5 protein-coding genes are annotated in these 12192 nt (G+C 65.9%); 3 read left to right on the top strand and 2 right to left on the bottom strand.

All coding sequences use genetic code 11. The features are described from left to right. Positions 1-30: 30 nt before the first annotated feature. The 3 genes from INQ47_RS19100 to INQ47_RS19090 all read left to right on the top strand — a co-directional run bounded on the left by INQ47_RS19100 (position 31) and on the right by INQ47_RS19090 (position 5699). The gene (locus tag INQ47_RS19100) at positions 31-1365 is read left to right on the top strand and encodes a lysine N(6)-hydroxylase/L-ornithine N(5)-oxygenase family protein (RefSeq protein ID WP_051101449.1); all 1335 of its coding nucleotides are present in this window, start codon (positions 31-33) and stop codon (positions 1363-1365) included. A 16-nt stretch (positions 1366-1381) separates the two neighbouring features. Then, entirely contained in the window at positions 1382-3031 is a 1650-nt protein-coding gene (locus INQ47_RS19095) for a cyclic peptide export ABC transporter (protein WP_104961110.1), read from the top strand. Between the two features lie 241 nt (positions 3032-3272). Then, complete coding sequence (locus INQ47_RS19090; protein ID WP_404702338.1) at positions 3273-5699, top strand: TonB-dependent siderophore receptor; 2427 nt, start codon at positions 3273-3275, stop codon at positions 5697-5699. A gap of 203 nt (positions 5700-5902) precedes the next feature. Here INQ47_RS19090 and INQ47_RS19085 read toward each other — a convergent pair whose 3' ends face one another. Beyond that, complete coding sequence (locus INQ47_RS19085; RefSeq protein ID WP_404702337.1) at positions 5903-6856, bottom strand: alpha/beta hydrolase; 954 nt, start codon at positions 6854-6856, stop codon at positions 5903-5905. A gap of 55 nt (positions 6857-6911) precedes the next feature. Beyond that, the coding region (locus INQ47_RS19080) for an amino acid adenylation domain-containing protein (protein WP_404702336.1) at positions 6912-12192 on the bottom strand (5281 nt) is incomplete at its 5' end.

Here is a 12192-nt window from a genome sequence, read left to right as displayed (position 1 = left end):
CCCCACTCGACCATCCAAGGAACCGCAACCATGAGCCAGACCTCTTCCCCCGAAAAAATCCACGACCTCATCGGCGTCGGCTTCGGCCCTTCCAACCTGGCCCTGGCCATCGCCCTGGAAGAGCTCGCCGAGACCAACGGCCACGCCCTCGACGCCCTGTTCATCGACAAGCAGACCGACTACCGCTGGCACGGCAACACCCTGGCCACCCAGAGTGAGCTACAGATCTCCTTCCTCAAGGACCTGGTTTCGCTGCGCAACCCTACCAGCCCCTACAGCTTCGTGAACTACCTGCACCAGAAGCAGCGCCTGGCCGACTTCATCAACCTGGGCACATTCTACCCCTGCCGCCTGGAGTACAACGACTACCTGCGCTGGGCCGCCGAGCACTTCGCCACCCAGGCGGTGTACGGCGAGGAAGTGCTGCGCATCGAACCTGAGCTACGCGAGGGCAAGGTCGACCACCTGCGCATCGTCTCCCGCGACCCGCAGGGCCGTGAAACCCAGCGCCGTGCCCGCTCGGTGGTGGTCGGCAGCGGCGGCACGCCGAAGATCCCCGACGCCTTCCGCGCCTTCAAGAACGACCCGCGGGTATTCCACCACTCCCAGTACCTGAGCGCACTGCAGCAGCTGCCTTGCAACGAAGGCAAGCCGATGCGCATCGCCGTGGTCGGCTCCGGGCAGAGCGCCGCCGAGGCCTTCATCGATCTCAATGACAGCTATCCATCGGTAAAGGTCGACATGATCCTGCGCGCCTCGGCCCTCAAACCGGCCGACGACAGCCCGTTCGTCAACGAGATCTTCGCCCCCGAGTACACCGACCTGGTGTTCAACCAGCCCCACGCCGAGCGCGAGAAGCTAGTCAGCGAATACCACAACACCAACTACTCGGTAGTCGACGTCGACCTGCTCGAGCGCATCTACGGCATCCTTTACCGCCAGAAGGTCGCCCATCAGCACCGCCACGCCGTACTGTGCCGCCGCACCATCGAAGATGTGGTGGAAACTGCCGCAGGCATCGAGCTGACCTTGCGCGACCTGGCCACCGATGTGCGCCAGACCCACCGCTACGACGCGGTGATCCTCGCCACCGGCTACGAACGCCGCTCGCACCGCGAATTGCTGGCGCCACTGCAGCAGCACCTGAAGGACTTCGAGGTGGACCGCGACTACCGCGCGCTGGCCAACCCTGAGTTCGGCGCCAACGTCTACCTGCAAGGGTTCTGCGAAGCCTCCCACGGCCTGAGCGACACGCTGCTGTCGGTATTGCCGGCACGCGCGGCGGAGATCGGCCAGTCGCTCTACCAGCACCTGGGCAAGCAGGCCAGCAACGCGCCGGCCAGCCTGCGCCAGACCTGCGCCTGAGGACGGGAACCAGCCGATGAGCACTTCCAACCGCGGGGCCCTGCGTGAATTGCTGGCCCTGCTCAGGCCATTCTGGCCGATCGTCACCCTGTCCATCTTCCTCGGCATGATCGGGGGCCTGAGCGTGACCACGCTGTTGGCCACCATCAACGGCGCGCTGCACGCCGAGGGCGACCTGGGGCACAGCCTGATCCTGGGCTTTGCCGGGTTGTGCCTGCTGGCACTGGTGAGCACGATCCTGTCGGATATCGGTACCAACTATGTCGGCCAGCACATCATCGCCCGCCTGCGTAAAACACTGGGGGAGAAGGTGCTCGCCGCGCCGATCGAGCAGATCGAGCGCTTTCGCAGCCACCGTCTGATTCCGGTACTGACCCATGATGTCGACACCATCAGCGACTTCGCCTTCGCCTTCGCGCCCCTGGCGATCTCGCTGACGGTGACCTTGGGCTGCCTGGGCTACCTGGCCATGCTGTCATGGCCGATGTTCCTGCTGATGCTGGCGGCCATCGCCGTGGGCACGAGCGCCCAGTACCTGGCGCAATCGGTAGGCGTGCGTGGCTTCATGGCCGCCCGCGACGCCGAGGACGACCTGCAACGCCAGTACAACGCCGTCGCCGGTGGCGCGAAGGAACTGCGCATCCACCGCCCACGTCGCCACCGCATGTTCGTGCATGGCATCCAGGCCACCGCGGATTTCATCTGCAAGACCCAGATCCGCGCGATCAACACCTTCGTGATCGCCAAGACCTTCGGCTCCATGCTGTTCTTCGTGGTCATCGGCGTCGCACTGCTGATGCACGGTGCCGGCCCTGGACAGGACAAAGCGGTCATCAGTGGCTTCGTCCTGGTGCTGCTGTACATGAAAGGCCCGCTGGAACACCTGATCGGCACGCTGCCCATCGTCGGCCGTGCCGGCATCGCCTTCCAGCGCATCGCCGATCTTTCCCGGCAGTTCTCCTCCCCCGAGCCGCACCTGCTGCTGACCGACGCACCGGCTGCCAAGGCCACGGTGCGCAGCCTGGAACTGGTCGAGGTGAGCTACGCCTTCCCAGCGGTGGGCGATGCCGCGCCCTTCCAACTGGGGCCGGTCAACCTGCGGATCGAACAGGGCGAAATCGTCTTCATCGTCGGCGAGAACGGCTGTGGCAAGACCACGCTGATCAAGCTGTTGCTGGGACTCTACGCACCACAACAGGGGCATATCGCACTGGATGACAAGATCATCGATGCCAGCGACAGGGACCAGTATCGCCAGCTGTTCACCACGATCTTCGCCGACTACTACCTGTTCGACGATGTGATCCAGGGTGAACAGAGCATTCCCGAAGATGCCAACCAGTACCTGGAACGCCTGGAAATCTCACACAAGGTGAGCATCCAGGACGGCAAGTTCACCACCACCGACCTGTCCACCGGGCAACGCAAGCGCCTGGCGCTGATCAATGCCTGGCTGGAGCATCGCCCGGTGCTGGTGTTCGACGAGTGGGCAGCCGACCAGGACCCGACCTTCCGCCGGATCTTCTACACCGAGCTGCTGCCCGACCTCAAGCGCCTGGGCAAGACCATCATCGTGATCTCCCACGATGATCGCTACTTCGATATCGCCGACCAGTTGGTACGCATGGAAGCCGGTCGCGTGGTCACCCAGCACGTCCCGGCCTGACCACTCCACGAGCGCGGCGCACGGCCCGGCCTGTCCGGGGCACGGCGCCGCGATCCGCCCGCAAGGAAGCTGGAACAGTCGACGCCATAGCATTACCGCTCGGGGTTTTCATCAGATAAATCGCAAAGGACAGATTGTTGATTCTGTTTTTCCGGTTTTCAATCCGTGATGCGTCTAATTATCAGTTACTGATTATTCCAAAAGAAAAACTGCCCACTTCCTTCAGGAGTCCCTTTCACCCATGCACCGCCCAAATCTGTCCCCGACCCCTCTGGCACGCGCCGTACGTCCATCGCAGTCGAACCGTACGGTACTGCCGGGCGCCCTGCTCGCCCTGATGCTGCTGGGGAGCAGCGCAGCGCACGCCGAGCAGGTCTCCGTCAACATCGCCGCCCAGCCGCTGTCCACCGCCTTGCAGCAACTGGGCCAGCAGACTCAGATGCAGATCCTCTACAGCCCAGAGTTGGTGCAAGGTTTGAAGTCCAGCCCGGTATCCGGCTCGCTGTCGACCGACGAGGTGCTGCAGCGCATGCTCCAGGGCAGCGGCCTGTCCTACCGCGTGGACGGCCACACCATCCTGCTGATGCCGCCACCCAGTGCCGGCGAGGCCGCACTGGAGCTGAGCCCGACCTCGATTTCGGGCATGGCGCCGGGCTCGATCACCGAAGGCTCCGGCCTGTACACCACCTACATGTCCAGTAGTTCGACGCGCCTGAACCTGAGCCAGAAGGAAACCCCGCAATCGGTCACCGTGGTCACCCGCCAGCGCCTGGACGACCAGAAGCTGACCAACCTGACCGAGGTGCTCGAGGCCACCCCAGGCATCACCGTGCTCCGCACCGGCATCGGCGCCGAGAACGACACCTACTGGTCGCGCGGCTTCCAGATCAACAACTTCGAGATCGACGGTGTTCCCACCTCCCCTCGCCTGGACAACACCACCCAGAGCACGGCGATGTACGACCGTGTCGAGATCGTGCGTGGCGCCACCGGCCTGATCAGCGGCACCGGCACCCCGTCGGCGACCATCAACATGATCCGCAAGCGCCCGACCGCGACCTTCCAGGGCAGCGTGACCGCCGAAGCTGGCAGCTGGGACCGTTACGGCACCGGATTCGACGTCTCCGGCCCACTGACCGACAGCGGCAACGTCCGCGGGCGTCTGGTGGTCGACTACAAGACCCAGAACTCTTTCGTCGACCGCCTCGAGCAGGATACGCAGCTGATCTACGGCATCTCCGAGTTCGACCTCAGCGAAGCAACCATGCTGACCGTCGGTTTCAGTTACCTCAAGACCCAGGTCAACGACCCGCTGCGCACCGGCTTCCAGGTCCGCTACGCCGACGGCAGCAAGACCGACTTCAGCCGCTCGAAGAACAGTTCGCCGACCTGGTCGTACAACGACCGCAAACAGACCAATGTCTTCACCTCCCTCGAGCATCAGTTCGACAACGGCTGGAGCGGCAAGGTCGAGCTCAGCCACAGCGTCATGGACTTCGACGAGCTGATCAACTACATGAACGGCGAGATCAGTTCGGTGGACGGCTCCGGCGCCTACATGTACCCCAACCGCTGGTCGGGCAAGCCTCGCCAGAACAACCTCGACGCCTACCTGACCGGCCCGTTCACCCTGTTCGGTCACGAGCATGAGCTGATCACCGGCGTCACCCTGTCCCGCTACACCGAAAACACCCCGGATCACGGTGGCTGGTTCGGTCCCTGGACCGGCTATGACGGCACCATCGACAATATCTGGGACTGGAAAGGCCAGGGCCCGCGCCCGGACACCACCACCGTCGGCAAGACCTACATCCAGGAAAACCAGTACGCCGCCTACATGACCGGTCGCTTCCACGTGACCGACGACCTGGCCGTGATTCTCGGCGGTCGCGTCACCGACTGGCGACGCACCAGCGACTACCAGAACTGGAACGATCCGACGCTCGACAACAAGAGCGACGAAAACCGCCACGGCGTATTCCTGCCCTATGCCGGCGTGGTCTACGACCTCAACGACACCTGGTCGGTCTACGGCAGCTACACCAAGATCTTCAACCCGCAGCCCTATGGCGTGCACGATGAGAAGTTCAAGGCCCTCGACCCACAGGAAGGCACCGGTTACGAGCTGGGCGTGAAAGGCAGCTTCAACGACGAAAAACTCAACGCCAGCCTGGCGCTGTTCCGCATCGAACAGGACAACCTGCCCGTCTATGTGCGTGCGCCGGACATCTACCGCGCCGAGCAGGGCACCACCACCGAGGGCGTGGAGCTGGAGCTCAACGGCGAGCTGGCCGAGGGCTGGCAGGCGTTCGCCGGCTACGCCTACAGCGTCAGCACCGACTCCGACGACAACCGCATCGTCACCAACAACCCCCGTCACAGCGCCAAGACCTTCACCACCTATCGCCTGCCCGGCATTCTGGACAACAAGCTGACCATCGGCGGTGGCGTGAACTGGCAGAGCAAGACCGGCCAGGACCTGCACACCTTCACCCAGGGCAGCTATGCCGTGACCAACCTCATGGCGCGCTACGACATCACCCAGAACCTGAGCGCATCGCTCAACCTCAACAACGTCTTCGACCGCAAGTACTTCTCCTACGTCGACAGCTGGGGCGTGTACGGCGCGCCCCGCAACTTCATGACCAGCGTGCAGTACAAGTTCTGACCGCAACCACGACCCAGGGCGCCAGGCCCTGGGTCGTGGGCCTGGCGCCACACCCCACGCAGCAACGCCCCCCTATTCGCGGGCAAGCCCGCCCCCACAGCCCCCCGTCACTCTCAAGCCCTGTGCTCATCTGCACGAGCGGGCTTGCCCGCGGGGCAACGCAAAAGGGCCGCATAGCGGCCCTCGATATCCAGTGCAAAACATCAGTTCAAGGCATCACGCAGCACCTGTGCCAACCTCGCATACACCGTGTCGATCTCGGCCGTGACCAGGCGCATGCGCAGGAAGTCGTGCACCAACCCCTCGAACACTTCGCTGCTGACCGTCACCCCCTGCTCGCGCAGGTGACGCGCATAGACCTGCCCTTCATCTAGCAGTGGATCGAAGCCTGCCAGGCCGATGTATGCCGGCGCCACGCCCTGCAAGCCGGTGGCCAGCAGCGGCGAGAAACGCCAGTTCGAGCGGTCCTCGGCCTGGCGCGCATAGTGATCGTAGAACCACTCCAGGGTGGCGCTTTCCAGCAGGTAGCCCTCGGCGAACAGCGTACGCGACTCCCAGCTCTTCGAGGCATCGGCCACTGGATAGCAAAGCAATTGCAGCCGCGGCTGGACAGGCCCACCCAGGTGGGCGGCGTCGATCGCCAGCACGCTGGCCAGGGTCGCGCCGACACTGTCGCCGCCCACGGCCACCCGGCTGGCATCCAGCCCCCACTCGCGCGCGTTGTGTGCCAGCCACGCCAAGGCATCGGCGCAGTCGTCCAGCGCCACCGGAAAGCGTTGCTCCGGGGCGCGCCGGTAATCGACGGTCAGCACCGCGCAGGGGGTGCGCGCGCAGAACTCGCGACAGACACCATCGTGCGAGGCGATGCTGCCCACCACGAATCCACCGCCGTGCAGGTACAGCAGCACCGGCAGTGGTTGCTCGGCAGGCGCGCAGGGCCGGTAAAGACGCAGCGTCAGGGTGGCGCCATCGCGAGCCTGGCAATGCAGGTCCTCGCTGTGCACCTGTGGCGCTTCCCAACGCATGCGCACGGAGGCCTGCTCGAAGGCGTCGCGCGCCTGAGCGGGGGTCGAGCGGTGAAAGGCCATGGACTGGCCATCGCCTGGGCTGGCGTCGACCAGGTCGAGGAATTCGGCAATTTCAGGATTCAGTGGCATGGCTCGGTTCCTGGGCCGGACGCACCCGCATCCGGCCTGTCAGAAGAAGGAAAATTCAGTTGGCCTGGACCTGCAGGCAGTGCTCGATCAACAGCACCAACTCGGCCTGGAACTGTTCCATGAAGGCCGTGATGGTGCCCTGGCGGAAGCGTCGGTTGCTGTAGATGCAGCGGAACGACAGCTTGCCGTCGAACACCTGGCCTACCACTTCGAGCCAGTTGGCCAGGCTCGCCTGCTGCGAGAAGCTGTCGCCAACGCTCTCCGGCGCGGGCAGGAACAGCGCCTGCTCGGCATCGAAGCTCTGGTCGAGCTGCCCCAGGTAGTTGAAGGTGACCTGCGCCTGCGGCAGGTCGGCCAGGCGCGCGCGCACCCACGGTTCGTCCATGTGGCGCAGCACGCCGTAGCCGATGCCCTTGTCCGGCACCTGGGCCAACTGCTCGCGAATCGCCACGATCGACGCCCCGGGCTCGGACACCGGGCTCAGGCGTACCGGATACATGCTGGTGAACCAGCCCAGGGTACGGCTCAGGTCCAGTTGCTCGAACAGATCCTCGCGGCCATGGCCTTCCAGCAGCACCAGCGCCGACGCACTGTCGTCCCATTGGCACAGGGCCCGGCTCAGCGCAGTCAGCAGCAGGTCGTTGATCTGCGTCTGGTAGGCCGCGGGCGCCTCCTTGAGCAACTGTGCGGTCCGTTGCGCATCCAGGCTGAACGCGGCCTCTTCGCGGTGGCACATGAGATTGCCGCCACGTGGGTTGTCACAGCGCAGCGGCCCGTCCTGCCGGTCGAGCTGCGCCACCCAGTACTCGAGCTCACGCTCGCGCAGGGTCACCGCATGGCCGGCCAGGCCAGCGGCCCATTCACCGAAGCTGCTGGTGCGCAGCGGCAGCTGCGGCTCCCGTTCGGCGAGGAAAGCCTGGTAGGCCTCCTGCAAGTCCTGCAGCAGCACACGCCAGGACACACCGTCGATCACCAGGTGGTGGATCACCAGCAGCAGGCGTACCTGGCCATTGCCCACGGTCGCCAGCAAGCCGCGCATCAGTGGCCCCTGGGCCAGGTCCAGGCTGCGTTGCAGCTCATTGGCCAGGTCCTCCAGCGCCTCTTCGTCGGCCACCTCGCGCACCCACAGCAGCGGGTCGTCGCCCAGGCGCTGCAGGCACTCCTGCAACGGCTGGTAACGCTGGATCCAGCGCCCCTGCTCGTGGGTGAAACGCAGGCGCAAGGCATCGTGCTGGCCGAGCATGCAGGTCAGTGTGCGCTCCAGCGCCCGCGCATCCAGTGGCTGGTTGGCACGCAGGATCAACGCCTGGTTGAAGTGTTCCGGCGCATGGGTCTGCGCGGTGAAGAACCACTCCTGGATCGGGATCAGCGGGAAGGCGCCCTCCACCACCACGGCCTGCTGCTCGCCGCTGACCCGCGACACGCCCTGCTGGTCGAACAGGTTGGCGATGGTCTGGCAACGCATCAGGTCGCGCAGCTTGAGCTCCAGTTTCAGTTGCGCATGGTTGCGCACCCGCGAAATAACCTGCAGGCTGAGGATCGAATCGCCACCCAGCTCGAAGAAGTTATCGGCGATCCCCACCTGCTCGACCTGCAGCACCTCGGCCCAGATCTGCGCCATCCATTGTTCCTCCTCGCAGCGCGGGGGCACATGGCTGGCCAGGTCGAAGGTGGGCTCCGGCAGGGCCTTGCGGTCGAGCTTGCCATTGGGCGAGACCGGCAGGCGCTCCAGGCAGATCACCTGCAACGGCACCATGTAGGCCGGCAGCATCTCGGCCAGGGCGGCCTTGAGCTGATCGCCGCGAACCTCGGCGGTGGCCGCAACGTAGCCGATCAACTGCTTGCCGGAGACGCCGTCGCGAGCGATCACCACGGCATCGCCGACACCCGGTTGCTGGCGCAGGCTGGCTTCGATCTCGCCCAGCTCGATGCGGAAGCCCCGCACCTTCACCTGGTGATCCAGACGCCCGACGTAGTCCAGTATCCCGCTTTGACGCAGGCGCACCAGGTCCCCGGAACGGTAGAAACGCGCACCAGGCTCACCGAATGGGTCCGGCACGAACCGCTCGGCAGTGATCGATGGTCGCTGGTGATAGCCGCGAGCCACGCCATGGCCACCGATGAACAGCTGCCCGGCGAAACCGACCGGCAATGGGTTGAGGTCATCGTCCAGCACCCGTAGCGAGCGCTGCCCCACGACCCGGCCGATGGGTGCGTAGGCCGCGCCGCAGGGCTCTTCGGCCGAGGCCTTCCAGAGCATCGGCGTGACTACCGTTTCAGTCGGACCATAGCCATTGGTGATGTAGCGTGGCCGCAGCACCTCGCGCACCTCGGCCAAGGTCTGCTCCGGCACCGCGTCGCCGCCCAGGCAATAGATACGCACCGGGGGCGGCTCGACACCGCTGCGCTGCACATATTCGGCCACCTGCTTCAGGTAGGCGGGCGGGAAGCAGGCGATGTCGACCCGGCCCCGACTCAGCGCCTCGCAGGTCTGCTGGGGCGTCCACAGTTCGTTGTCGCGCAGGATCAGCGTACCGCCCACCGCCAGCGTGGTTAGCCAGCGCTCGTGGGCGCCGTCGAAAGCGAACGACATGAAGTGCAGCTCTCGGGTGCCGACCTCCATCTCGTAGAGCTCGGCGATAGCCTGGCAATGCATGCTCAAAGGTCCATGGCTGACCGCCACGCCCTTGGGCACACCGGTCGAGCCAGAGGTGTAGATCAAGTAGGCCAGGCTGTGCTCGCCCGGCACCGGGAACACGCTGGCCGGCGTACCGGCTTCGCACGCCAGGGTCGCCGGGTCGAGCGGTTCCAGGCCCTCGGGCAGGGCCAGGCGCTGCCCCAGGTCGGCACGACCGATCAGTTGGCGCATGCCGGAGTCCTGGATCATGAAGGCCAGGCGCTCGGCCGGGTAGTCCAGGTCCAGCGGCACATAAGCCCCACCGCTCTTGAACACCGCCAACAGGGCCACCAGCATATCCACCGAGCGTTCCAGGGCTACGCCCACCAGTACCTCCGGGCCGGCACCACGGGCGAGCAGTTGCCGCGCCAGCACGTCGGAACGGGCCTCCAGCGCCGCGTAGCTGAGGCTCTGGCCGGCACACTCGGCGGCGATGGCCTCGGGCCGCGCGGCCGCCTGGCGAGCGATCAGCTGCGCCAGCATCACCCGCTCGCCGGCCTGCGCCGGCACCGCGCCCCAGGCGTCGAGCGCCTGATACTGCGCCGGGCTGAGCCGTTGCAGGTTGCCGATGTATTCGACAGGGCTGTCGATCATCGACTGCAGCAAGGTCTCCATCAGTGCGCGAATGCCCTGCACGGCCTCGGGCGTGAAGTGGCTGCGCAGGAACAGGTACTCGATGGCCAGGGTTTCGCCGAGGGTTACCGCCAGGTCCATGGGGAAGTTGGTGACGTCGTGGCTGCTCGAGGCACCGAAGCGCAGGCCGCCCTGGGCCTGTTCCAGGCGCTGGTCGATGGGGTAGTTCTCGAACACGATGATGCTGTCGAACAGGGCCTGGCCACCCTGCCCCGACCAACGCTGGATGTCGGCCAGCGGCGCATGGGCGTGCTCGCGCAGGTCCAGGTTGTCGGCCTGCAGTTGCTGCAGCCACCGATCCAGGCGCTGTGTCGGCTCGAGGGTCTGGATCACCGGCAAGGTGTTGATGAACAGGCCAAGCATGTGCTGCGCGTTGGCCAGGCTCTCGGGACGACCGGCCACTGTAGCGCCGAAGGCCACGCTGCGCTGTCCGGTGTAACGCTGCAACAGCAACAGCCAGGCACCCTGGATCAGGGTGTTGGCGGTAATGCCCTGGGCCCGGCAGTGCTGCTGCAAGGCGGCGGTGCGTTGGGCGTCCCAACGGGTGTACAGCGCCTCGTGCCCCGGCAGGTCGGCAGTGTGCCGCGGGTGAATCGACTGGCTCAGTTGGGTCGGCGCATCGAGCAGGCGCAGACGGCCCTGCCAGTAGTCCTGCAGGCGCCCCTGATCCTGCTCCTGCAACCAGGCGATGAAGTCACGGTAGCGGCCGCTGTCGCCGGTCACTTCACCGCTGGCGTAGTGCTGCAGCACCTCGCCGAACAACTGCGAACTGCTCCAGCCGTCCATGAGGATATGGTGGCTGGTCCACACCAGCTGGTGCTCGGCGTCGCCCGTGCGCACCAGCAACAGGCGTTGCAGCGGCACCTGGCCGAGGTCGAAGCCACGCTGCGCGCGGGCGACCGCCTCGAGGTCGGCGGCGGTAAAGGATCGTGCCCGCCATTCGAGCACGGTCATAGCCACGTCGACGTGACGGTGCACCACCTGCAACGGCGCGCTCTGGCCGCCTTCCCAGTGGAAGGAGGTACGCAGGATCTCGTGACGGCCGATCACATGCTGCCAGGCGGCGCGGAAGCGCTCTTGCTCGAGCCCCTCGACCGGCAGGCTGAGCTGGTTGACGTACAGGTCGTCGCCTTCGTCGGACAGGCTGTGGAACAGCATGCCCTGCTGCATCGGCGACAGTGGGTAGATGTCTTCGACCTCGGCCACCGCCACCGGCAGTGCGTCGAGTTGCGCCTGGCTCAGGCCCGCCAGCGGGAAGTCCGACGGCGTCAGCCCTTGCGGCGCCTGGCAGTGCTCGACCAGCGCCGCCAGCTCCGCCTCGTAGGCCCGCGCCAGCCGCTCGATCGTCGCGCGGGCGAACATCTGCCCGCTGAAGCTGAACGCCAGGCTCAGCTCACCGCCATACACCTGGCCATTGAGCACCAGCCAGTTGCCCAGCGGCGCCAGCGGGCTCTGCTCCTCACCTGCGCTTTCGGCAGCGGGCACGAACAGCGCCCGCTCATCGAACTGGCCATCCAGCTGGCCCAGGTAGTTGAAGGTGATGCGCGGCACCGGCAGCCCGGCCAGGCTCGCGCGCGCAGCCTCGTCGCCCAGGTAGCGCAAAGCGCCGAAACCGATGCCCTTGTGCGGCACGCCGCGCAGCTGTTCCTTGACCTGCTTGATCGAGGCGCCCAGCTCGGCGGCCGGGGTCAGGCGCACCGGGTAGGCGCTGGTGAACCAGCCCACCGTACGGCTCAGGTCGATGTCGTCGAACAGGTCTTCGCGGCCATGGCCTTCCAGCTCCACCAGCGCCGAATCGGCGCCGCTCCAGCGGCACACCACCCGGGCCAAGGCGGTCAGCAGCAGGTCGTTGACCTGGGTGCGGTAGGCCGCCGGGGCCTGTTGCAGCAAGCGTCGGGTCAGCTCGGCATCCAGGCGTGCCTGCACGCTCTGGCGGTGACGGTTCTGCAGGCTGGCGCCCAGCTCGGCCTCGGGCAGGTCCAGCGGCGCACCGGCCAGTTGCCCTTGCCAGTAGGCCAGCTCGCTG

The organism is Pseudomonas sp. 3HC3 (genome assembly GCF_044904505.1).
In the GTDB taxonomy this organism is placed as follows: domain Bacteria; phylum Pseudomonadota; class Gammaproteobacteria; order Pseudomonadales; family Pseudomonadaceae; genus Aquipseudomonas; species Aquipseudomonas putida_Y.
Note: the sequence above shows the minus strand (reverse complement) of the source record. Positions and strands in the feature narration are given on the sequence as shown.